The organism is Sphingomonas sp. Leaf30 (assembly GCF_001422525.1).
Classification (GTDB): domain Bacteria; phylum Pseudomonadota; class Alphaproteobacteria; order Sphingomonadales; family Sphingomonadaceae; genus Sphingomonas; species Sphingomonas aerolata.
Genome location: NZ_LMKZ01000018.1, coordinates 597,244 through 620,435, shown reverse-complemented (window position 1 = coordinate 620,435; position 23,192 = coordinate 597,244). Strand labels below are relative to the sequence as shown.

Annotated in this window: 20 protein-coding genes and 1 tRNA gene; 8 read left to right on the top strand and 13 right to left on the bottom strand. The window is 66.9% G+C overall.

The genetic code is table 11. The annotated features are described in order from the left end of the window. Positions 1-51: 51 nt before the first annotated feature. From ASE89_RS16565 to phaR, 6 genes are all read right to left on the bottom strand, one after another. The gene (locus tag ASE89_RS16565; RefSeq protein WP_056679925.1) at positions 52-900 is read right to left on the bottom strand and encodes a TorF family putative porin; all 849 of its coding nucleotides are present in this window, start codon (positions 898-900) and stop codon (positions 52-54) included. Between the two features lie 222 nt (positions 901-1,122). Beyond that, entirely contained in the window at positions 1,123-1,776 is a 654-nt protein-coding gene (gene bluB, locus ASE89_RS16560) for a 5,6-dimethylbenzimidazole synthase (protein ID WP_056679922.1), read from the bottom strand. A gap of 42 nt (positions 1,777-1,818) precedes the next feature. Next, on the bottom strand, positions 1,819-3,030 hold the full coding sequence (gene metC / locus ASE89_RS16555) for a cystathionine beta-lyase (RefSeq protein WP_056679919.1): 1,212 nt from the start codon (positions 3,028-3,030) through the stop codon (positions 1,819-1,821). Next, positions 3,027-3,887 carry a sulfurtransferase gene (locus ASE89_RS16550; RefSeq protein WP_056679916.1) on the bottom strand — a complete coding sequence of 287 codons (861 nt, stop codon included), beginning with the start codon at positions 3,885-3,887 and terminating at the stop codon, positions 3,027-3,029. The genes metC and ASE89_RS16550 overlap by 4 nt, the downstream gene beginning before the upstream one ends. An 84-nt stretch (positions 3,888-3,971) precedes the next feature. Further along, complete coding sequence (locus tag ASE89_RS16545; RefSeq protein ID WP_056405247.1) at positions 3,972-4,157, bottom strand: hypothetical protein; 186 nt, start codon at positions 4,155-4,157, stop codon at positions 3,972-3,974. Position 4,158: 1 nt separating this feature from the next. After that, positions 4,159-4,728: a polyhydroxyalkanoate synthesis repressor PhaR gene (gene phaR / locus ASE89_RS16540; protein ID WP_056679913.1), complete on the bottom strand. Its 570-nt coding sequence runs from the start codon at positions 4,726-4,728 to the stop codon at positions 4,159-4,161. Between the two features lie 90 nt (positions 4,729-4,818). Between phaR and ASE89_RS16535 the strand changes: the two genes are divergently transcribed. The 3 genes from ASE89_RS16535 to ASE89_RS16525 all read left to right on the top strand — a co-directional run bounded on the left by ASE89_RS16535 (position 4,819) and on the right by ASE89_RS16525 (position 10,483). Beyond that, entirely contained in the window at positions 4,819-5,814 is a 996-nt protein-coding gene (locus ASE89_RS16535; protein ID WP_056680809.1) for an alpha/beta fold hydrolase, read from the top strand. A gap of 32 nt (positions 5,815-5,846) precedes the next feature. Beyond that, positions 5,847-7,058 carry an acetyl-CoA C-acetyltransferase gene (locus tag ASE89_RS16530; protein WP_056679910.1) on the top strand — a complete coding sequence of 404 codons (1,212 nt, stop codon included), beginning with the start codon at positions 5,847-5,849 and terminating at the stop codon, positions 7,056-7,058. A 179-nt stretch (positions 7,059-7,237) separates the two neighbouring features. Beyond that, positions 7,238-10,483: a TonB-dependent receptor domain-containing protein gene (locus ASE89_RS16525; protein WP_236701838.1), complete on the top strand. Its 3,246-nt coding sequence runs from the start codon at positions 7,238-7,240 to the stop codon at positions 10,481-10,483. A 98-nt stretch (positions 10,484-10,581) separates the two neighbouring features. Here ASE89_RS16525 and alr read toward each other — a convergent pair whose 3' ends face one another. From alr to ASE89_RS16510, 3 genes are all read right to left on the bottom strand, one after another. Then, positions 10,582-11,610, bottom strand: a complete 1,029-nt coding sequence (gene alr / locus ASE89_RS16520) for an alanine racemase (protein ID WP_236701864.1) — start codon at positions 11,608-11,610, stop codon at positions 10,582-10,584. 88 nt (positions 11,611-11,698) lie between these two features. Then, positions 11,699-13,768, bottom strand: coding sequence for a TonB-dependent receptor (locus ASE89_RS16515; RefSeq protein ID WP_082451647.1), 2,070 nt, complete (start codon positions 13,766-13,768; stop codon positions 11,699-11,701). Positions 13,769-13,880: 112 nt separating this feature from the next. Further along, complete coding sequence (locus ASE89_RS16510) at positions 13,881-15,065, bottom strand: acetyl-CoA C-acyltransferase (RefSeq protein WP_056679902.1); 1,185 nt, start codon at positions 15,063-15,065, stop codon at positions 13,881-13,883. Positions 15,066-15,401: 336 nt separating this feature from the next. On the opposite strand from ASE89_RS16510, the gene ASE89_RS16505 reads away from it, so the two are divergent. Next, the gene (locus tag ASE89_RS16505) at positions 15,402-15,851 is read left to right on the top strand and encodes a hypothetical protein (protein WP_234387580.1); all 450 of its coding nucleotides are present in this window, start codon (positions 15,402-15,404) and stop codon (positions 15,849-15,851) included. Then, entirely contained in the window at positions 15,848-16,597 is a 750-nt protein-coding gene (locus ASE89_RS16500; RefSeq protein WP_056679899.1) for a TorF family putative porin, read from the top strand. Before ASE89_RS16505 ends, ASE89_RS16500 begins: the two co-directional genes overlap by 4 nt. Positions 16,598-16,786: 189 nt before the next feature. Here ASE89_RS16500 and ASE89_RS16495 read toward each other — a convergent pair. Beyond that, a tRNA-Val gene (locus ASE89_RS16495) sits at positions 16,787-16,861 on the bottom strand. Between the two features lie 44 nt (positions 16,862-16,905). Continuing rightward, positions 16,906-17,283 (bottom strand): cell cycle two-component system response regulator CpdR, encoded by a 378-nt coding sequence (gene cpdR / locus ASE89_RS16490; protein WP_056679896.1) that lies wholly within the window; start codon positions 17,281-17,283, stop codon positions 16,906-16,908. 97 nt (positions 17,284-17,380) lie between these two features. On the opposite strand from cpdR, the gene ASE89_RS16485 reads away from it, so the two are divergent. Next, positions 17,381-18,259 (top strand): N-formylglutamate amidohydrolase, encoded by an 879-nt coding sequence (locus tag ASE89_RS16485; protein WP_082451719.1) that lies wholly within the window; start codon positions 17,381-17,383, stop codon positions 18,257-18,259. Between the two features lie 305 nt (positions 18,260-18,564). Here ASE89_RS16485 and ASE89_RS16480 read toward each other — a convergent pair whose 3' ends face one another. Beyond that, positions 18,565-19,332 carry a SapC family protein gene (locus ASE89_RS16480; RefSeq protein WP_031394972.1) on the bottom strand — a complete coding sequence of 256 codons (768 nt, stop codon included), beginning with the start codon at positions 19,330-19,332 and terminating at the stop codon, positions 18,565-18,567. 64 nt (positions 19,333-19,396) lie between these two features. Then, positions 19,397-20,845 carry an FAD-binding oxidoreductase gene (locus tag ASE89_RS16475; protein WP_056679889.1) on the bottom strand — a complete coding sequence of 483 codons (1,449 nt, stop codon included), beginning with the start codon at positions 20,843-20,845 and terminating at the stop codon, positions 19,397-19,399. On the opposite strand from ASE89_RS16475, the gene ASE89_RS21310 reads away from it, so the two are divergent. After that, complete coding sequence (locus ASE89_RS21310; protein ID WP_236701867.1) at positions 20,726-21,385, top strand: hypothetical protein; 660 nt, start codon at positions 20,726-20,728, stop codon at positions 21,383-21,385. The two genes, ASE89_RS16475 and ASE89_RS21310, sit on opposite strands and share 120 nt — an antisense overlap. A gap of 130 nt (positions 21,386-21,515) precedes the next feature. After that, entirely contained in the window at positions 21,516-23,105 is a 1,590-nt protein-coding gene (locus tag ASE89_RS16465; RefSeq protein WP_056679886.1) for a DEAD/DEAH box helicase, read from the top strand. The last annotated feature ends 87 nt before the right edge of the window (positions 23,106-23,192 follow it).

Below are 23,192 nucleotides of genomic sequence, written 5' to 3'. Positions count from 1 at the left end.
GCTCCCGCCGTCCCAGCCGAACGCCAGGACGACGACAGCACCCGCGCTACGTCAGAACGCGGCGGTCAGCGACGCCAGCACCTTCCCGTTGGCGATCGAACCGACGCCGTCCTGCCCACGGCTGAAGCTCGGCTGGAGATACGCCGACTCCGCCTTGCTGATGTCGGTATCGACATAGGCGACGCCCAAGGTCAGCGGCATGCCCGGAATCACGTAATCCGCACCCACCAGCCAGTCGAAATATTCGCCGGTCGGCGACACGCTGGTGGCGAATGGCCCGAGCCCCTTGTTGCCGTTCGAATAGCCGACATGCGCCTTCACGGTCAGCCCGGTATCGGGAATGCCGCTGCTGACATCGCCCCACAGGTACAGGTTCGAATCCTTCGCGTTGACGCGGTCATAGACCCCGTTGGCGGCCGAGGTGCCGTTCGAATACCAAGGCCCCAGCGCCTGCTGCTTGGGCGCATAGGCGACGCCCGCGGTCAGCGCGACCGGGCCGGCGGTGCCCGAGAGCTTGGCATAGGGCTCGATGAAGTCGGTATTGTCGAAGCCCGACGGGTACATGTACCACGTCGCGCCGACGTCGAGCGTGCCGCCACCGACGGGAAGCTTGTACCCGGCGATCAGGTCGAGCTCCATGTTGGCGCCGCCGAAAGTACCCCAGCCGGCGAGGTTCGACCCCCAGGTGCCGATATAGACGCCGCTCTTGTGCGCGATCGTGATGCCGCCCTGGACCGCGAGATTTTCGTCCGACTGCGACACGCCGCGAAAGCGATAGTCACTGACAAGTCCGACCGATCCGCTGACCGTGACGTCCTTGGGTGGCGCCGTATCCTGCGCGAACGCAGGGGGTGCGGCAGCCAGCGCGAGGCCGCCGAAGAGGATAGTGGAGAAGCGCATCGTTTCCCTTTCGAAACTGGAAATTCGATGTCCCCGCCTGCACCCGCGGACGCCGCATCTATCGAGGCATGGCCTCCGAGCGCGGTCTTTCCTGCGGTGACAAATGAATGACAGTCGTTGATGCACTGCACAAGCGATTATTGCGCCAAGCGCGGTGTTGACGCCATGGATGTTGCGCACCGGCCACACCGTCTCGGTTGCAACGCTCTGGTGCGCGCCGGCCTATCGACGCAGGATCGGCGTGCGACGCGGCGCTTCCCAGCCCTCGCGCGCCAATTCGGGCATGTCCGCCTCGCGTTCTGGATAACCGAGGCAGAGATAGCCGACGAACCGCCATCCCTCCGGCACGCCCGCAATGTGCGCGATCCGCGCGGGGTCGAGGATCGAGACCCAGCCGAGCCCGATCCCCTGCGCGCGCGCCGCCAGCCACAATGTGTGGATTGCGATCACGGCGGAATAGGCGACGCTTTCCGGCATGGTCTGACGCCCCAGACCATGACCCTGGCTAGGATCGGGTTCGACGAACACCGCGATGTGAACGGGCGCCTGCTCGAGCCCGGCGAGCTTCAACCGGGCGTAGAGCGCGGCACGCGCCTCGTCTTGCCCAGCCAGCGCGGCGGCGTTGCAGGCGGCAAAGTCCGCGCGGATCGCGTCGCGCCGCGCGGGGTCGTCGATCGTGACGAACCGCCAGGGCTGGCTGAGCCCGACCGACGGCGCGGCGTCGGCGATCGCGAGCAGCGCGTCGACCGCGCCCGCGGGCAGCGCATCGCGCCGGAACCGGCGGACGTCACGGCGCCAGCGGAACAGCAGATCGAGCCTGGCCTGAAACGCCGTATCGAAGACCGGGCCTTCAGCGTCGGGCGGTTCTGTCTGCATGACCGGCACGCTGTACCCGCTCACGTCCGGCGAGCAAGGTCGCTAGCCGCGCACCACCCGAAAGGCAGCAAGCCCCGCGTCGAGATCGGCGATCAGGTCCGCCGGGTCCTCGAGCCCGATCTGAAGGCGGATCATCGGCCCGGCGACCTCGCGGCGGGTGACGCTGCGATAGCGGTGCGGATCGACCGGCAGCGCCAGGCTTTCGAACCCGCCCCAGCTATAGCCGATCCCGAACAGCTCGAGCGTGTCGATCAGCGCGGCCCGCGACGCCTCGTCACCGCCGTCCAGCACGAACGAGAACAGCCCGCTCGATCCCTTGAAATCGCGCACGAACAGGTCGTGCCCCGGGCAGCCAGGCAGGGCCGGATGCAGCACCTGCGCCACCTCCGGACGCGCCTCCAGCCACTGCGCGATCGCCAGCGCGCTCGATTGATGCTGGGCCAGCCGGACCGCCATCGTTCGCAGCCCGCGACTGCCGAGCCAGCAGTCGTCGGGACTGGCGATCTGCCCCAGCTGAAAGCTCGTCTCGCGCAGCGCCTTGAAATGGCCGGGCCCTGCCGTCACCGATCCGAGCATCGCGTCCGAATGGCCGACGACATATTTGGTGCACGCCAGGATCGTCAGATCGACGCCGTGGCCGATCGCCGGAAAGAACAGCGGCGTGGCCCAGGTATTGTCGAGCAGGGTCGTCACGCCGCGCGCGCGCGCGGCCGCGACAATGGCGGGGATGTCCTGCACCTCGAAGCTGAGCGAGCCGGGACTTTCCATGAAGATCGCACGGGTCTTCTCGCCGATCAGGTCGGCGATCCCCGCACCGATCAGCGGGTCGTAGAAGCGGGTCGTGATGCCGAACCGCTTGAGCAGGCCGTTCGCCATCCCGCGCGTCGGGTCATAGGCGCTGTCGACCAGCAGCAGTTCGTCGCCCGGCGACAGCACCGAGAGCAAAGCCGCGGCGATCGCCGCGACGCCCGATCCATAGAGAAACGTGCCCTCCGCCCCGGGCTCGAGCGTGGTCAGCGCATCCGCAAGACTCCACTGCGTCGGCGTGCCCTTGCGACCGTAGAACAGCCGGTGATGCGTATCGCGGGTCGCGCTTGCGCGAAGATGGCCAACGGAATCATACAGGATCGTCGACGCCCGCCAGACCGGCGGACTGACGATCGCCCCTTCCCCGACGCCACGAGTCCATTCCGCGCGACGACCGGCGAGCACCACCTTGGTGCCGTCGCCGACCGGCCTTGTCGTTTCGGTCATTGCGTTCCTGTCGCCTTCGCGCTCATTGCCTTCGGAGTCGACGGATCGCCGCCCCATTCCGACCAGCTGCCGTCGTACAGCGCGGCTTCGTTGCCAAGGAGGTGCGCGCCGAACGCCAGCACCGCCGCGGTGATTCCCGATCCACAGGTCGTCACGATCGGCCTGGCGAGATCGATGCCCGCGCCTTCGAATGCCGATCGCAGCGCGTCGCCGGTCTTCCACGTGCCGTCCGCGTTGAACAGCGTGGCATAGGGCAGCGATTTGGATCCGGGGATATGCCCCGATGCGGTGCCAGGTCGCGGGTCCGCCTCGGCACCGGTGAACCGGGGGGCGGAGCGTGCATCGACGACCTGTTCGGCGCCGCTCGACAGGTTCGCGGTCATCTGGTCCTTCGTGCGAACAGCCTTGTCGTCGGCCCAGATGGTGAAGTGGCGATGCCGCACCGCCTGTTTGCCCGACTCCGTCTCGCGCCCTTCGGCCTGCCATTTGGCCAGACCGCCGTCGAGGATCGCGACATTGTGCGCACCAAAGGTCCGCAGCATCCACCAGGCGCGCGCCGCCGTGCGCCAGGGCGAGCTGTCGTACAGCACGATGCGGCTGCCGTCGCCGAGCCCGAGCGACTGCATCCGGCTGGCGAACTTGGCAGGCGACGGCAGCATGTTGGGCAGGTCGCTGTCGGTGTCGCGAAGCTCGGCGAGGTTCATGAATACAGCGCCGGGAATATGCGCCGCCGCATAGTCCGCCGCGGCGTCGCGACCTTCGGCATAGGTTGCGTCGACGACCCTGAGATCGCCAGCGCCCGCGACGCTGGTCTCGAGCGCGTTCGCCAACCATTCGGTGCTCACCAGCGTGTCCATGCCCTGCCCTCCTGACGGTTGGCGCGGATAGTAACCGGCGCACGGCCGAACGTCGAGGCCGCGGCTCGGCCGCCGTTCCGCCAGCTAGGTCTTGAACGCCAGCCCGATCGTTACCGCCAGCCCGATGAGCGAGAACATCTGGACGGTCGGCCAGTCGACCCAGCCGACCGCGTCGGGATCGCGCCGCCGATGGCGACGGCGGGCGCCCAGACCCGATGCGATCGCGAGCGCCGCAAAGCCGCCGCTCGCCGTCCACAGCAGCGGTGCCATGTCAGCTCCCGAGCTTTTCCACCTTGTCCTGAAGACTGGCGAGTTCGGTGCGCAGGGCAGCGATCTCCTCGTCCTTCGTCGCCACCGGCCTGGCTGCTGGTGGCGGGGATGCTGCACCCGCAGCATTGCCGGGGGCAAAGGCCTGCGCGGCAACATCGAACATCGCCAGATTACGCTTGGCAATGTCAGCGAAGGGCGAATGGGCAAACGCCCCCTCGACCGCGGTCTTGAACTGTTCCTGATTGCGGCGGAAGCTGTCCATCGATGCCTCGAGATAGCCGGGCACCATCTTCTGCATCGAATCGCCATACATCGAGATCAGCTGGCGCAGGAAATTGACCGGCAGCATTGTCTCGCCGCGGCTTTCCTCCTCCATGATGATCTGGGTGAGGACGTTGTGCGTGATATCCTCTTCGGTCTTCGCATCGACGACCTTGAAGTCACGGCCCTCGCGAGTCATCGTCGCGAGATGATCGAGCGTGATGTAGGATGATGTTTCGGTATTATAAAGCCGCCTGTTGGCGTACTTCTTGATGATGACAAGCCCGTCGACCGTGCTTTGCTTCTTCATATGCAGCCCCTCCACGTGACCGGGGCAAACGCTACGCGCTTTGACATTGCGCCGCAACATGGTCCACGGCCGTTGCCGCTGTTCCTGGCCATGTTGCGCAACGAAACCGCAGCATCGCCCGACCGCCGCGCGCGGGCGCTGGCCGGGCTTGACCGCTATCAGGCCGCGCCCCGGGACCTGCCCCTGCCACCCCGCCCCATCCGCGCGTCGGCCGGCCGGGCGATCCTGCGCGACTATGGCGGTGGCACAGCGGGCAAGCCGGCGGTCATCGTCATACCCTCGCTGATCAACCCGGCGACGATCCTAGACCTTTCCGCGGACACGTCGCTGATGCGGTGGCTGGCCACGCGGGGATACCATGCCTACCTGCTCGATTGGGGATCGCCGGGACCCGAGGACAGGGACCTCGACCTCGACGCGCATGTCGCGCGCATCCTCCTGCCCCTGCTGCACGGATTTGCCGAACCGCCGATCCTGGTGGGCTATTGTCTGGGCGGCACCCTCGCCGTCGCCGCTGCCGCCTTGACGCGGGTGGCGGGGCTGGCGACGATCGCCGCACCCTGGCATTTCGCCGGCTATGGCGAGACCGCGCGTGCCGAGATGGCGCAACTGTGGCGCGCCGCTGCGCCGTTTGCGCGCCAAACGGGGCTGTTGCCGATGGAAGTGCTGCAAAGTGGATTCTGGCAGCTCGCGCCCGCGCAGACGATCGCGAAATACGAGACGTTCGCCGATCGCGATCCGACCAGCCCCGGCGCGCGCGCGTTCGTCAGGCTGGAGGACTGGGCGAATGCGGGTGCGCCGCTCCCAGCCGCTGCCGCCGCCGCGCTGTTCGGGGACATGATCGCCCGGGACCTCCCCGGACGCGGTCTTTGGCGGATTGCCGGTCGCGCGATCGCCCCGCGGGCGCTGTCCTGCCCCGCGGTCGAGTTCGTCGCGCGCAACGACCGGATCGTGCCCGCCGCGACTGCGATCGGACTGGCGGACCGGCGCGACGTCGATGCCGGCCATGTCGGCATGATCGTCGGCCGCCGTGCCCGCGCCCAGCTCTGGGAGCCGCTCGCGAACTGGATAGATTCGCTCGGCTAGCGTATTGCATCCTCGAAACGAGAGGACCCGTCATGACCGCCACCCACCCCAGCGACATTGTGATCACCGCCGCCAAGCGTACGCCGGTCGGCAGCTTCCTCGGGGCCTTCGCCACCGTCCCCGCGCATGAGCTCGGCCGCACCGCGATCGAGGCGGCGCTCGCGCAGGCGGGTGTCGACGGCGCCGATGTCTCCGAAGTGATCCTCGGCCAGGTCCTGACCGCGGCGCAGGGGCAGAACCCCGCGCGTCAGGCGTCGATGGCGGCGGGCGTTCCCAAGGAAGTCCCCGCCTGGGGCGTGAACCAGGTCTGCGGCTCGGGGCTGCGCGCGGTCGCGCTGGCGTGTCAGGCGATCCAGACCGGTGACGCGACGATCGTCGTCGCGGGCGGACAGGAATCCATGTCGCTGTCCGCGCACGCCCAGTCGATCCGCGGCGGGCAGAAGATGGGCACTCTCAGCCTCGTCGACACGATGGTCAGCGATGGCCTGACCGACGTGTTCAACGGCTATCACATGGGCATCACCGCCGAAAATCTCGCCGAGCAATATCAGGTGACGCGCAGCGAACAGGACGCCTTCTCGGTTGGTTCGCAGAACAAGGCGGAGGCCGCCCGCGGGTCTGGCCGGTTCAAGGACGAGATCGCGCCGGTGACGATTGCGGGCCGCAAGGGTGACACGATCGTCAGCGACGACGAATATATCCGCGCGGGCGCAACGATCGAGAGCGTGTCGGGCGTCCGGCCGGCGTTCAAGAAGGACGGCACCGTCACCGCGGCGAATGCGAGCGGCCTCAACGACGGCGCCGCCGCGCTGGTGCTGATGCGCCGCGACGAGGCAGAGCGCCGCGGCAGTCCGGTGCTCGCGACCATCCGCAGCTGGGCCTCGGCCGGCGTCGATCCGTCGATCATGGGCATCGGCCCCGTCCCCGCCACGCGCCGCGCGCTGGAGAAGGCCGGCTGGACGATCGCCGATCTCGACCTGATCGAGGCGAACGAGGCGTTTGCCGCCCAGGCGTTGTCGGTCGGCAAGGAGCTCGGCTGGGATGCCGACAAGGTCAACGTCAATGGCGGCGCGATCGCGATCGGCCACCCCATCGGCGCCAGCGGCGCGCGTGTGCTGACGACGCTGATCTACGAGATGGAGAAGCGTGACGCCCGCAAGGGTCTCGCGACGCTCTGCATCGGCGGCGGCATGGGAATCGCTATGTGCCTAGAAAGGCAACGTTTCGTACCAGTTGTTGCATGAATGTGACAGCCAATGTACAAAAGTGACATCGAGCCCTCTGGATTGTAACAAACTTATTGATTGGCTCCGTCCGCACCGTCAGCTTGCCCCAATAACAAGGCGAATGCGCCGAACATTGGGGGTTTTTAATGAAGCTATCGGGACTTTTGGGTGCGACGGCGCTAGCGAGTGCGTTTGCGATGATCCCGGGCGTTGTGGCCGCGCAGACTGCCGCCTCGACGCCTGCCGCCCCTTCGGACGAGACCGTGCAGACCGATACTCCGGCCCCGGTCGCCCAGGGGGAAGAGATCACGATCACCGGCTCGCGCATCCGGTCGCCGAATGCCACGTCGGTCGTTCCGGTCACGACCATTTCGGCCGCGGACCTGACCCAGACCGCGCGCACCTCGATCGGTGACGTCCTTAACGACCTGCCGCAGCTGGTCAGCACGTTCAGCCAGTCGAACTCGACCCGCTTTCTCGGCACCGCCGGCCTCAATCTGCTCGATCTGCGCGGTCTCGGGGCGCAGCGGACGCTGGTGCTGGTCAATGGCCGCCGCCATGTCGGTTCGGACATCCTGAGCAACGCCGTCTCGGTCGACGTGAACACGATTCCGACCGACCTGATCGAAGCCGTCGACATCGTGACGGGCGGCAATTCCGCCGTTTACGGCTCAGACGCACTCGCAGGCGTCGTGAACTTTCGCCTGAAGTCCAACTTCGACGGCCTGCAGATCCGCGGCCAGGGCGGCGTCAGCGACGAGAAGGATGCCGGTTCGTATTTCGTCAGCGTGACGGGCGGCAAGAATTTCGCCGATGATCGCGGCAACATCGCGGTCAACCTCGAATATGTCCGGACTGAGGCGTTCTTCGCCTCGCAGCGCAAGGAATATCGCCAGAACGATGCGTTCATCACGACCAACATCGATGCCGCCGGCGCCGGGTTGAACGGCAATCTGAACTTCGACGGCGTCCCGGACGCTAGCTTCTTCCGCGACGTCCGCGTCGGGACCTTCTCGGATGGCGGCCTGTTCGCCTTTGCCGGCGCTGGCGCAGGCGCCGCCGCTGGTGCCGGTTGCGGCCGCGACCCGCTCGGCCGCGCCTATACCTGCAACTATCTGGTCCAGCCCGGCGGCGGTCTTGCCCTGCAGACCGGCACGCGCGTCGGCATCGCAGGGGGTACCGCCGCGAACCCGTCGACGACCCCGGCCGGCGCGTTCCTCGGCGGCAACGGCAACACGCGCCGCGAGGGCGTCCTGTTGCAGCTGCTGCCGCAGCTCGACCGCTATTCGGCCAACCTCATCGCGCATTTCGAGGTGTCGCCGGCTTTCGTGCCGTTCGTCGAGGCGAAATATGTCCGCGTCGACTCGGTCGGCCTCGGTGGGTCGGGTCCGGCATTTTACACGGGCTCGACGATCGACGGCTTGTATGAGCGTCCGCGTCTGGACAACCCGTACCTCAACGCCGGTACGCGGGCCGCGCTGACCACCCAGGCACTGGCGTCAGCGAACAACTTCATCAACCCGACATCGGGGGCGGTGATCGGGCAGACGCTGAACACCGACGGTTCGGTCCTGCGTACGCGCGAGCAGAACCGTGACATCCTGATCAACCAGATCAATGCCGGTACGACCCGTTTGATCATGCGTAAGAACCTGACCGATCTCGGATCGCGTCGTGAGGATGCACGGCGCGAGACCTATCGCTTTGTCGCCGGTGTTCGCGGGGACTTCAACGACACCTGGAACTACGAGGTCTCGGCGAATTACGGCGAATTCACGGAGCGGACCCGGGTCCTCGGCAACGTCGATACACAGCGTCTGGCGCTGGCGCTCGATGCCGTGCGCAACCCGGCCGGCCAGATCGTTTGCGGTGCGCAACTTGATGCAAACCGTGCAAATGCCGGCCTTGGCATTCCTGGCCAGGACGTCAATGGCAATGCCGCCAACCTCGCCGCGGATATTGCCGCATGTCAGCCGCTGAATCCGTTCGGCACGGGCAGCATCTCGGACGCCGCACGCAGTTATGTGCTGCGGAACACCGAGTCGGCGGGCAAGATCACCCAGCTCGACCTGATTGCGACGATGTCCGGCGACACGTCGAAGTTCTTCAACCTTCCCGGCGGGCCGATCGGCTTCTCGGTGGGCGGCGAATATCGCCGGGAAACTAACTTCTTCGAGGCCGATCCGTTCGTGTCGGGCGGCTATACCTTCTACAATGCGCTGGCGACATTCGACCCGCCCTCGTTCGAGGTGAAGGAAGCTTTCGGCGAAGTCCGCGTGCCGCTGCTCAAGGATCTTCCGCTGATCCAGAACCTGACGCTCGGCGCCGCCGGTCGCGTATCGGACTATAAGGGGTCCGCAGGAACGGTGTACACGTACAACCTGAACGCCGAATATTCGCCCGTTCAGGATATCCGCTTCCGTGCCAATTACGGCCGCGCCGTGCGCGCACCGAACCTGTCCGAGCTCTACTCGGCAGCGGGGCAGAACTTTGCGTCCGTGACCGATCCCTGCTCGTCGGACAATCTGGGTCGCGGCACGCAGTTCCGTGCGGCGAACTGCGCAGCCGCGGGCATTCCGACCAGCTACAACTTCATCTACGGCCAGACGCTCGAAATCATGACGGGCGGCAACCAGAACCTGAACGTCGAGAAGTCGGATTCCTACACCTATGGTGGTGTCATCACGCCGCGGTTCATCCCCGGCCTGACGCTGTCGGTCGATTACTATAACATCAAGGTCAACGATGTTATCACGGCCGTCAGCGCACAGGGCATCATCAACAACTGCTACGACTCGCCCTCGATCACCGACAACCAGTTCTGCGCGCAGTTCCAGCGCGTTGCCGCCGGTGGTACGGGACCAAACGGTGAGCAGGCCTATCGCATCATCGAAGGCAGCCTGCTCCAGTCCTCGCTCAACTTTGCGAGCCTGAAGCGTCGCGGTATCGATGCCGATGTCAGCTACCTGCGGACGGTCGGTAACACCCGCCTGTCGGCCCAGGTGATCTACACGCACATCCTCGAGAGCAGCAGCTTCCTGAACCCGCTTCAGCCGAGCTTTGCAGACACGACGGTTGGCGAGCTGGGCTATCCGAAGGATCAGGTCTCGGTGAACCTGGGCGCCGACTTCGGTCAGGTGACCTTCAACACGCAGTTCCGTTATTTGTCGAAGCAGTCCGTCGGGGCGATCGAGAACCGGATCGCCTTCCAGGATCGCGCACCGCAGAATCTCGACGACTTCAGCATCCCCTACTATCCCGATGTGCTCTACATCGGTGCCAAGCTGGGCGTGGACATCGGCGAACGTTCGAACTTCTACGTCGGCATCGACAATCTGACCGACCGCCTGCCGCCGCTCGGCGCGACGGGCACCGGCTTCGGCAGCGGCATCTTCGACAATGTCGGCCGCCGCTTCTACGCCGGCATGACCGCCAAGTTCTGATCGGACCTGGTATGACTAGCGAGGGCCGGTGTTTCACCGGCCCTCTTTTTTTTGCCTATGGCAGCAGCGGTGCCGGTGACCGCATGTGAAACCCGACGCTAGGACCAGCAGCGGCTGAAACGCGTACCCAGGCTGGTCAGAAGCTCATATTGCGACATGCCCGACCGTGCCGCCGCGCCGCGCAGATCGGTATCGAACGACAGCCAGTCTGCTTCGGCCAAAGGCATTCCGTCGAGCAACGCCACCGCTACGAGATCCATCGAAACGCGGCCGATGACCGGAAGCGAAAGCGCGTTGGACGAGGCGATCCCACGGTCGGAGAAGCCCCGGAAATAACCGTCTGCATAACCGAGATTGACGATCGCGATCTCAGTGTCGGCCTTCGCCGTCCAGGTCGCGTTATAACCCACGCTCTCCCCAGCCCGAACGAGGCGACGCTGAAGGACCTGCGCTTCCATCGTCACGACGGGCACGACCGCATCGCCCAATTCCCCTCGCGGCACCCCGCCATACACCGCCAATCCCGGCCGGGTCAGATCGAACGCATAGTCGTACCCCAGCGCGATGCCGGCGGAATTGGCGAGACTCATCCGCCGCGCCCCCGTCGTGCCCTGCAACGCCGCGAACCGATCGCGCTGCACCACGTTCATCGCCGCGTCCTCATCGGCGCAGGCGAGATGGCTCATCAGCGTCTCGATTTCGAGGCCGTCGAGCAGCCCGTCGGCAATATCCTTCGCGGACACGCCTAGGCGGTTCATCCCCGTGTCGACCATGACGTCGCACGCGCCGCCACCCGCCGCCTTCCAGCGCGCGACCTGTGCCGGCGTGTTGAGCACCGGGCGCGCGATGCCGGCGCGAGCCGCCGCCATGTCCTCGTCGCGGACGCCGTGCAGGACCGATACCGCGAGGCCAAGCGGCGCCAGCTCGACCGCCTCACGCCAGTTGGAGACAAAGAAGTCGCGACACCCCGCCCCCGCGAGACGCTGCGCGACCTCGACCGCGCCCAGACCATAGCCGTTCGCCTTGACCGCCGCACCGCACGCGGCGCGGCCGCTCATCCGGTCGAGCGTCTGCCAGTTGCGGACGAGAGCGTCGCCGTCGAGGCGCAGGCGGAGCGGGGCGGGGATATCGGTCACCCGCGCGGGATAGAGCGCTCGCGCGGCATCGTCGATGACCTTCCCGCCTGCCCGCCCTCGCCCGGCCCCGATCCGTCTGTTACCGCATGGCGTAGCGCAGCCCGATCCAGAGCGTGCGCGGCGTCGCACGCTCGACGATCGTGCCGCTGCTGATCCCCGCCTCGACAGTTTCATCGAACAGGTTTTCCGCGCGCGCCTCGACGACCAGCGCGCGGGTGATCGGATAGGCCGCATAGGCGTCGAGCGTGGTTGCGGGATCGAGGCTGCGGCTGTTCTGATCGTCGTCGAACTGGCGCGCGACATGGCGCACGGTCAGCGACGCGGCGGCGGCATCGCGGCGCCAGTCGACCGTCGCCGATACCTGGTCGCGCGGCGTCTGGGCCGGACGCAGTCCGTCGAGCGCGATCGCGGCGGCCGAGGCATACACGGTCGAATTGACGTGCGACCACGAAGCCTGGACGCCGACCGGGCCGGGGCGATACGCGGCATCGATCTCGAACCCGTGCGCGCGGATCGCGTCGAGGTTGCGGCGGACGCGCGACGCGCTCGTCGCGGTCGACGAGAGGGTGACGTTGGCGATCGCGTCCTTCAGCCTGTTGTAGAAATAGGTTGCGGCGATGCTGACCCCCGGCGCGGGCGCCAGCGTGACCCCACCCTCGACCCCGGTCAGCCGCTCTGGCGACAGCAGCGCATTGGCCGCGGTCGTGTCGTTGCCGACGCGGAACGGGCGATAGAGTTCGTTGAGCGTCGGCAGCCGCCAGCCGCGATAGCCCGCAACACGCAGCGTAACCGCGTCGACGGGACGATAGGCGATCCCCGCGCGGCCCGTCGTTTCGGTGCCCTCACGATCGGCATAGCGCAGGTCGGTGACCGGCAGCCCGCCGGCAAGCGGTCGTTCCAACAGATAACCCTGGTCGATCGTCCAGCGGTCGATCCGCCCGCCAAGGCTGAACGTCACATCGCCCGCGACGAGACTGCCGTCCGCGAACAGCCCCGACGTGGTCGAACTGCCCCCCGCCTCGCGTCGCCGCGTCGGATTGCCGCCGGCAAAAAAGAACAGCTCCTGCGTCTTGCCGCTGACGTCGCGAATGTCCGCGCCGAGCCGCAGCGTTATCGCCTCACCGAGCGGCGGCAGGAGTTCGAACCGCGCACCGAGCCCGGTCGCGGGCGTATTATACTGGTCGAGCGACTGGGTCGTCGCACTGCGTGCCGCATTGATGCTGCCAAAGCTCGAGGCAAAGGCGCGGGTCTGAAGATAACCGAGCAGCGAATAGCCCCAGCGCCCCCGCCCGACCAGGCGCAGGCTGGCATCCGCGCCCTCGCTGCGATTGTCCGTGAAATCGCTGCCGCGGTCGCGCGTGTCGGTGAAGGCGCTCGCGTTCAGCTGCAGTTCGGTGGTCGCATCGACGGCGATCACCGTGCGCAACGCGCCCGATGCCTGCTCATACGGCGCCGGGCGATCGACCGCGCCGCGCGACCCAGCGACCGTCGGCGTGAAGCCGTCGCCGCGCGCATAGGCCCCCGATACGACCGCGAAACCGCCGTCGCGGACGAGCGCCGCAGAGGCCTGCGCGTCGACCGAATCGCGACTGCCATAGGTGATACCCGCCTGAAACGGGGTAAGCTGGTCGGGACTGGCGCTTTCGAGCTCGACGGTGCCGGCAAGCGCGCCCGGCCCCTGATAGCCGCTGCCGCCGCCACGCGTGACGCGGATCCGGCCGAGCCGGCCCGTCGCATAGGCGGGAAACGCGACCCAGCCGCCGAACGGGTCGGCCTGCGGGACGCCGTCGAACAGCAGCAGCGCGCGGCTCGACGCATTGCCACCGATGCCGCGCAGCGAAATGCCCTGGCTGGTCGGATTGGCGCTGCGCGAATCCGAGCGGCGGAACTGCTGCAGCCCCGCGACATCGGCGAGCACGGTTTCCAGCCGGTTGCTCGCGCTCGACTGGATGCGGTCGCGCTCGATCGTGACGATATCATAGGCCCGGTCACCGGGTGCATCCGCCAAGCCGCGGCCGGTGACGACGATCACCGGCGGCGTCTCGGTGACGGGCGATGGGGCGACGCTCTGCGCGATGCCCGGCGTCGGGAGCGCGAGCGGAAGGAGAAGGACGGCGGACAGGCGACGCGATCGCGCGATAATGGTCATCGCGGGCTCATGCCAGCATTGCACCGCCGGCGAAAAGCCTCTTTCGCCAAAGACCTGACACCAGGGCGGAGGCGGGCGCGCGCACGCGCTCCCCCGCCCCAGCCGGGCTGCGTCAGACCAGTTCGACCGCGACCGCCGTCGCCTCGCCGCCACCGATGCACAACGCCGCCACGCCCTTGCGCAGACCCCGCGCCTTCAGTGCGGCGACCAGCGTGGCGATGATCCGCGCCCCGCTTGCACCAATCGGATGGCCGAGCGCCGTGGCGCCGCCATTGACGTTCAACCGGTCGCGCGGGATTGCGAGGTCACGCATCGCGATCATCGCCACCGTCGCGAACGCCTCGTTCACCTCGAACAGGTCGACGTCCCCGACCGTCCAGCCCGCACGGTCGAGCACCTTGCGGATCGCCGAGACGGGTGCGGTCGTGAACTGCGCGGGGGCGTGGGCATGCGCGGCGGTCGCGACGATCCGCGCCTCCTGCGCCAGACCCAGCCGCGCGGCGACGCTCGCCCGCGTCAGGACCAGCGCCGCGGCCCCGTCCGAGATGGACGCCGATGTCGCCGCGGTGATCGTCCCGTCCTTGCCAAAGGCGGGGCGCAGGCCCGGGATCTTCTCGGGCTTCGCCTTGCCGGGCTGTTCGTCCTCGACGACCGCGACGTCACCGCCGCGCGTCTTGACCGTCACAGGCACGACCTCGTCGCGGAAATGCCCCCCAGTGACCGCCGCACTCGCCCGCGCCAGGCTTTCAAGCGCGAACGCATCCTGGTCCGCCCGTGTGAACTGATAGGCCCCCGCCGTGTCCTCGGCGAAGGCGCCCATCGGCTTGCCCTTCTCATAGGCATCCTCGAGACCGTCCAGCATCATTGAATCGGATACGACGTCATGGCCGATCCGCGCGCCGCCGCGATGCTTGGCGAGCAGGAAGGGCGCATTCGTCATGCTTTCCATTCCGCCCGCGACGACCACGTCGACGGTCCCGGCGGCAAGCGCCTCGAACCCCATGATCGCGGCCTGCATTCCGGATCCGCACATCTTGTTGATCGTCGTGGCCTCGACCGAATCGGGAAGCCCCGCACCGAGTGCCGCCTGGCGCGCGGGCGCCTGACCGAGTCCGGCGGGCAGGACGCAGCCCATATAGATGCGGTCGATCACCGCCGGATCGACCCGCGCCCGCTCGACCGCCGCCTTGACCGCGGTCGCGCCGAGTTCGGTCGCGGTGACCCCCGACAAGGCGCCCTGGAATCCACCCATCGGGGTGCGGGCATAGCTAGCGATGATGATCGGATCGTCGGTCATGGTGATCGTTCCTGTAAACGGCATGCGGCGTGCGCCAGTGGACCGGGGCCGGCGTCGCCGCGCACGGGCGCGGACCATACCGGATCATCCAAAGTCGCTGCAACCGACGCTCTGAGCGCCCTGCCATACCCGCCGCGAATGGTGTGTCAACACCACCGCGCCACCGTGGCGCGCTGCCCCGAATTGCCGCACGCAGGACGTCGCACCCCCGGCCCGACGCGGTACCCGCGCAACGAACCGCCAGACGCGCGCGTTTAAGAGACATGGTCAATCGACCGTGCCCAGACTTGGAAGCGTCACCGGCCAGCATAAGCCGGGACCCGAAAGGAGACGAACATGACCCATATGTTGCTCGCTGGCCTCGCGCTCGCGACCGCCGCCACCATGGCCGCACCGACCATCGAACACACGACGCGAGTCGATCATCACAGCGGCCCCGTGGAGGTCCGTTATCGCGGCGCGGTCGTCGTCGAACACCGCCAGATCGGCGCGGTCGCACCCGCCGGACAATCCTCGACGCTGCGCTGTGCCTGGACCGCCAACATGATCGTCGACCGCCATGCCAAGGCGTCTTCTGGCACGTTGATGACGCGCAACTTCGCGCGCGATGGCGTCGCGGCGGGCCACCAGCCGGGATGGTGCAGCAGCAGCCGCGCCGCGATCGCGCGCGAGGTCGCCGCGAAGACGCGCGACCTGCATCAGGACGTGACCGCGATGGCACAGGAAGACCATGACGTACTCCGCGCCGAACTCGATCAGATCCACGGAGCGTTGGCCGCAGGATGACGCGCCCCTTCACGCATACACTCGCGCTGACCCTGTGCAGCGCAGCAGCGCTTCTACCGGCATCCGTGCACGCACAGGTCGCGCCCTCCGGCGGGGTCGAGGTCGCCACCGACGAAGCACGCCGCGGGCTCAGCTGGAGTGAGGGCCGCGCGGTGCTGTCCGCGGATGCGGCGGCGTCGCTCGGCCGGATCGACGCGACCGCGCGTGTCACGACGCTCCGCAACGCTGACCGCCAGGCGGGCGCCGAAGCGGTCGTCGACGTCATGGTGGCAACGGGGTGGGACCTAGGCGCGGTCACGCTCCGGACGTCCGCGACCGGGCATCTGTTCGCCGGCGCGCGCACCGGGATGGACTATGCGGAGATCGGCGCGTCCACGCGGTACAGCTATGGTCCGGCCCGTCTGGTCGGCGGGATCGAGTTCGCCCCGTCGCAGGATGCGCTGGGGGGCAGCAACGTCTATCTTTATGCGAATGCCGATGCCGGGATCCCCGGGACGCCCTACACGCTGCTCGCAGGTATCGGGCACTCCTCGGGCACCACGACGGATCCGCTGCGCATACAGCGGCTGCGTCCCGGTGGCAGCTATACCGATTGGCGATTGGGCGTCGAACGCCAGCAGGGGCCGCTGACGCTCGGGGTCGATTATATCGGCACCGACATCGCACGCGCCGATGCGACCGGCCCGTTTGCGGATGCGCGACACAGCGGCGACCGGATCGTCGCCCGCGCGCGGCTGGGCTTCTGATCCCGCGGGAGCGCACTGATCCGCGCTCCCGAGACCGGCCCCCTTGGAGGGCCGTGCTCACGAAGATCCAGAAATGACATGATGGGGTTTGGGAAGCCCGGAAGTCCCTGAGGACATCCTCTGCTTCGAATTATCCCTACCCGGCCTTCTGTCTGCAAAGACGCGAAAGACCGGGTAGGGTCAATTCCATGGTGGGCGTGGCAAGGATTGAACTTGCGACCCCTGCGATGTCAACACAGTGCTCTACCACTGAGCTACACGCCCGCCGGAGCGCTCCACTAGCCGCGCTTATCGCGGGGCGCAAGCGCTCAATTGAAGCTTGTTGCATTATCCATCTCGAACAGCCGATCGACCTCGGCCACCAGGTCGCGGAGATGGAAGGGTTTGGACAGCACGCGCGCCTGCGGCATCGTCTTGCCCGCCTTCAGCGTGACCGCCGCAAAGCCGGTGATGAACATGACGCGGAGGTTCTTGCAGAGCTCGCCGGCACGCTGCGCCAGCTCGATGCCGTCCATCTCCGGCATCACGATATCGGTCAGCAGCAGGTCGAACGTCTCGGTCTCGAGCAGCGGAATCGCCGCGGTGCCACGGTCGACCGCGGTCACCGCATACCCCGATCGCCGCAGGGCGCGGGTAAGATATTCGCGCATGACCTGATCATCCTCGGCCAGCAGGATTCGCAACATCGATATATTCCCGTGATTTAGCGGTCCGTTACTCCATAAGCAGTTAAGATTTCCAGATCGTTTGCCCGTTCATGCAATGCGCCCTACGCTTTTCCGCATGCAGTCTCCTTCGTTCACGCGCTTCGGCGACCTGCCGCCTGCCAGCCCGGTGGTGATGTCGGTACCGCATGCCGGGCGCGATTATCCGCCCGCATTGCGCGAGGCGTTGCGCGTCCCGTTCGACACCGTGGTGGCGCTCGAGGACCGTCATATCGACATCGTTGCCACCCGGGCACAGACGGTCGAGACGATGATCGTGCAGACCCGGGCACGCGCCTGGATCGACCTGAACCGCAGCGAGGCCGAGCGCGATCCCCGCGTGGACGAGGGGGCGAACCCGATAGCGCAGCCTCAACCTTCCGCGAAGCTGCGAAGCGGCCTCGGCCTGGTGCCGCGTCGGGCAGCCGCCGCGCCCGACCTCTGGCGGCGCCGGTTTACAGACGCGGACATCTCCAGCCGCATCGCCAACGACCACCGCCCCTATCATGACGCGGTGCACGACGCGCTGGCCGCAGCGCAGGCGCGGTTCGGGATCGCGATCCTCCTCGACGTCCATTCGATGCCGCCGCTGTCGGCGGCGGGCGTACCGGGCGGCAGCCCGCCCCGGATCGTCCTGGGAGACCGCTTCGGCCGCAGCGCCGATCCGCGCTTCCTAGCCTGCCTCGAGGCCGAGATCGCAGATACAGGCCTGCCCTCTGCCCGCAACGCGCCTTATGCCGGAGGGCATATCCTCGAACGGCACGCGCGCCCCACTGCGGGGATCCACGCGATCCAGCTCGAATTCGATCGGTCACTCTACTTGGATCGCCAGTTCGACGGGCTGGGCACGGGTGTGGATGCGACGGTGCGGCTGCTCAAGGCCCTTCTCACGACCTTGACGAACGAGGCGCTGGCCATGGGCGCATCGGCCACCACCCGGGCCGCAGCGGCCGAATAAGGGCCAGCGCTAGCGACACCGATCACCCGCAGCGGGACCCCAGCTTGGCACATAAAAAAACCACCCCGTGCGCGAAGCACGAGGTGGCCAAGGTTCAGGGAGGAGGCACGCTAGAAGCGTGCCGTACGACGCCGCGAAAGGGGGGGACACGGTGCCGTACAGGTCTAAAATGGGCGAGCGGGATTTTGGTTCAACCCCGACGCGAAAAATTCTACGCCGCAACGATCGCAGCTCGGGATCCCGGCGCGAGCGCGCGGTATCTGGTGCGCCGACCGACCGCGCTGCGATCGGTCGGCGCGGACGGATCAGCCGCCGAGCTGCGGCAGCGGCGTCTTGCCGAGCTGAACCTGGCGCGCAAAGATGTCGCGCATCAGCGCGAGCGAGAACAGGTGTGCGTACAGCAGCGGCAGCATGCCCGACTTGCTGATCTTGCGCAGCGCATCGCCGCGCAGGTCGATCAGCTTTTCCTCGTTGACCATCTGGAACCCGCGATAGACGAAGGGCTGCTCGGCACCGTCGGGCTGGATCGAGACTTCGCCGTCCATCAGCAGGCCGAGTTCGCGCAGCTCCTTCATGAAGTTCTGCGTGCGCGCGCCGGCCTGTTCGAACGATTCGTTGAACGCCAGGATCGACTTGGTGACCTCGGTCGGCGCGCCATCCGCGAACAGCGCGTCGCCCTCGTCGAACGCACCGAGCGCATCGGAGGTCGGATCGAAGCAGAGCGAAAGCTCCTGCGCATCGGGATGCAGCCGCGCGAGCATGTACGGATAGCGGCGGATATAGGCGGGAACGTAGAAGGTGTTCTCTGTCAGCTTGCCGTCGTCGCCGATGAAGACGTTGACGCCCTCGTTGAGGCCCATCAGCGCCAGCGGGATGGCATCGTCGCCGACCGAGAAGACGATCGGCATGTGACGCTGCACCAGCGGGAATTCGTCGACGGTGATCGGGATCGCATGCTGGCCGACGAGGAACGGCGCGCTCTCCTGCGGGCGAACCTTGTAATCGGCATGCGTGTCGCTCGAAAGCGGCTCCAGGCCGTTGTAGAAGAGCGGAAGCTGCGGTGCGCTGGCCATCATGTATCTCCAGTGTTTCGTCAGAGGATCTGGGCGGCAGGACGCCGGCGATTGGCGCGAGGCTCTATGGCGTGACGCCTGCCCGTGCAAGCGTGACGAGCTTGCCGGGGTTCAGCAGCCCGTGCGGATCGAATGCGGCCTTTACCGCGCGCAGGATCGTCAGCCGTGCCGGCGACGACAACCTCTCCAGCTCGCCGATCTTCATCTGGCCGATCCCGTGCTCTGCGGAGATCGATCCTCCGGCCGCGACGACCAGATCGTCGACGAAGCGCGTCACGACCGGCGCATCCTCGGCATACCAGCGCGCGGGATCGGTGCCCTGCGGGGCGCGGACGTGAAAATGGACATTGCCGTCGCCCAGATGACCGAATCCACTGGCGTGCGTCCCAGGAAACCGCACTTCGCAGGCCCGCGCTGCATCGATCATGAAGCGCGGCATCGTCTCGACCGGGACCGAGATGTCATGCTGGGTGGCGGGGCCGAGCGCACGTTCGGCCGCGGACAGGGAATCACGGATCCGCCAGAATGCCGCGGCCTGCGCCTCGCTGGCGGCGATCACGGCATCCTCGGCCTGCCCTGCCTCAAGCGCAGTGCCCAGCAGCCGTTCGAGCAGCGCCGCGGGGGTCTCGCCGTCCATGGACGGTGCGGTTGCCTCGATCAGGACATGCCAGGCATGGTCGCCGTCGAGCGGCGCACGCGTTCCGGGGAGATGCGCGACCGCTGCCGCCAGCGTTTCGCGCGGCAGGATCTCGAAGCTTTCGACACGGTCGGTCGCCGCCTGCAAGCGGCGCAGCAGCCGAAGCGCGCTGTCGGGTCCGGAGACCCCGACCCAGGCGACCGCGCGTGCGGCCACGGCTGGCACCAGCCGCAACGTGGCTGCGGTGACGATCGCCAGCGTTCCCTCGGATCCGACCAGCAGCTGATCGATGTCGTAGCCGCGATTGTCCTTCTTCAGCGCGGACAGGCCGTCATGGACGCTGCCGTCAAGCAGCACCGCCTCGACCCCTGCGACCAGCCCGCGCATCGTCCCGAACCGCAGCACCTGCGTGCCGCCGGCATTGGTCGAGACCAGGCCGCCGATCGTCGCGCTGCCGCGGGCGCCGAGCGTCAGCGGGAACCGTTGACCGACCGCCTGTGCGGCGTCGTCGAGATCAGCGAGGATCGCGCCCGCTTCCACTACCGCAAGACCGGCTTCGGCATCGATCGACCGGATGCGGTTGAGACGGCGCAGCGACAGCAGGGCGGCACGGCCATCGGCGGGCGGCGTCGCCCCGCCGACCATCGACGTGTTGCCGCCCTGCGGTACCAGCGGGACGCGGAACGCCAGCGCGGCCTGGGCGATCGCCGATACCTCGGCGACCGACGACGGAGCGAACATCAGCGGAGCTGCACCATGGAACCGGCCGCGCCAGTCGTTCAGCCAGGGGGCGATATCTGCGGCATCGGTGACGATGGACTTGCGCTCGAGTTGCGGGGCAAGCGCATCGAGCATCTGTGTCTGTTCGGGCGTCATGACAGCGCCGCTAAGCGCAATTCACCTCCCGTTCAACGATCGCGGTTAACGCTGCTTAGCGACATCATGATTCACCCTGCGCTTCCCGCCTCCCTCCTCGCCCTCACCGCCCCCCTCGCGGCCGTGGCGAACCCCGCCGTGCCGACGCGCGCGCGCGTCGAGATCACGCAGGTCTCGATCCACGAGCGGATCATCATCCGCGTCCCCCGCATGTTCAGGCGATCGGCCCAACCCGTCGGTAGCGCGCCCTTGTCGAAGCCGCGCGAGTGGAAGGAGCGCAAGGGGCCCAAGTGCGTCGCCGTCGCGGAGATAGCGGGCGCCTTTCTCGGCCAGCCGGGCTCGGTCGATCTCGTCATGCAGGACGGCACGCGATTGCGCGCGAAGCTGGATGGCGACTGCAAACCACTCGACTATTATCCGGGCTTTTACCTGCGGCCGAGCGGTGACGGTCTGATATGTCGCGATCGCGACGCGATTCGCATGCGGTCCGGGGCACGCTGCGAAATCGATGACTTCAAGACGCTGAAGCTCAAGCAATAGACAAGACGGCAGGGGTGATGTGCGACTTTCGTCGTGCCGCCACCCGCTTTCCTTGACATTTTGCTGGAAATCCGCGAGCGGCGGGGCGCTTGAGGGAATAATGCGCGCCCTCCTTTTCCCGGACATATAAATGAGCTTTGCCGATCTCGGCCTTTCCGAAGAACTCCTGAAGGCGGTCACTGACGCCGGCTATACCGAGCCGACGCCGATCCAGGCCGGCGCGATCCCTTCGGTTCTGATGATGCGCGACATCATCGGCATCGCCCAGACGGGCACCGGCAAGACCGCGTCGTTCGTGCTGCCGATGATCGACATTCTTGCTCATGGCCGCAGCCGCGCCAGGATGCCGCGCTCGCTGATCCTCGAGCCGACCCGCGAACTCGCTGCGCAGGTTGCCGAGAACTTCGAGAAATACGGCGTCAATTCGCATCTCTCGATGGCGCTGCTTATCGGCGGCGTGTCGATGGGCGACCAGCTCGCCGCGCTCGAAAAGGGCGTCGACGTCCTGATCGCGACGCCGGGCCGGCTGATGGACCTGTTCGGCCGCGGCAAGATCATGCTCAACGGCTGTTCGCTGCTCGTCATCGACGAGGCGGACCGGATGCTCGACATGGGGTTCATCCCCGACATCGAGGAAATCTGCACCAAGCTGCCCAAGTCGCGCCAGACGCTGCTATTCTCGGCAACGATGCCGCCGCCGATCAAGAAGTTGGCGGACAAGTTTCTCTCGAACCCCAAGACGATCGAGGTCTCGCGCCCTGCATCGACCAACCTCAACATCAAGCAGTATCTGGTCCCGGTCGCCAGCCAGACCGCGAAACGCGAGACACTGCGCCGAATCCTGGCGCAGGACGAGGTCACCAACGCGATCATCTTCTGCAATCGCAAGACGACCGTGCGCGACCTCAACAAGGTGTTGAAGCAGGCGGGTTACAAATCCGGCGAAATCCATGGCGACATGGAGCAGCCCCAGCGCCTCGCCGAACTGGACCTGTTCAAGAACGGTGCGGTGACGATCTTGGTCGCCTCGGACGTCGCCGCACGTGGTCTGGACATCAAGGGCGTGTCGACCGTCTTCAACTATGACGCGCCATGGCATCCCGACGATTATGTCCACCGGATCGGCCGAACGGGCCGCGCGGGCGCGACGGGCACAGCCTATACCTTCGTCGCACCCGACGATTCCGAGAATATCCAGAATATTGAAAAGCTGACGGGCCAGACGATCGAGCGGTTGAAGCTGTCCGAGCCGAGAGCGCTGACTCCGGCGGCTACCGTCCCGTCCGATAGCAATGAAGAGCTGCCACCGCGGCGCGAGCGGTCGCGGACGCGGCGGGTGCCGCGTGCTGATGTCGTTGCCCATGCCGTCGAGGACGAAGTGATGGCCGCCGCCGAAATCGCAGCGCCCATGGCCGCTGCCACGCCGAAACCATCGCGCTGGGCTCGGACGCCGATCGACGAACCGGTCCCTGCCGCACAGCCTGCGCTTCCCCGTGTTGCTCCGGCAATGCCCATCGCGCCGGTCGCGGAACGTTCTGCCGTGGCTCCGGTGTCGACCGCGCAACCAGTATCGTCGACCGCCATGCCCGAGCGGGTAAGCGAGCCTAAGGTCGATCCGCTGCGTGCGGCCCGCCGCAGTACCGTGCCCGACGCACCGGTTGACGGGTGGAACGGCCCCTTCCCCAGCTTCCTGAATGCCGTGATTGGCGGATACGAGTGATGCCGAGAGATTAGCTTCAGGCTTGCCCACTATAGGAGCGATAGCGACACAAGCGCGCTTGCCGTTTTGATCGTTGATCCACGGAGC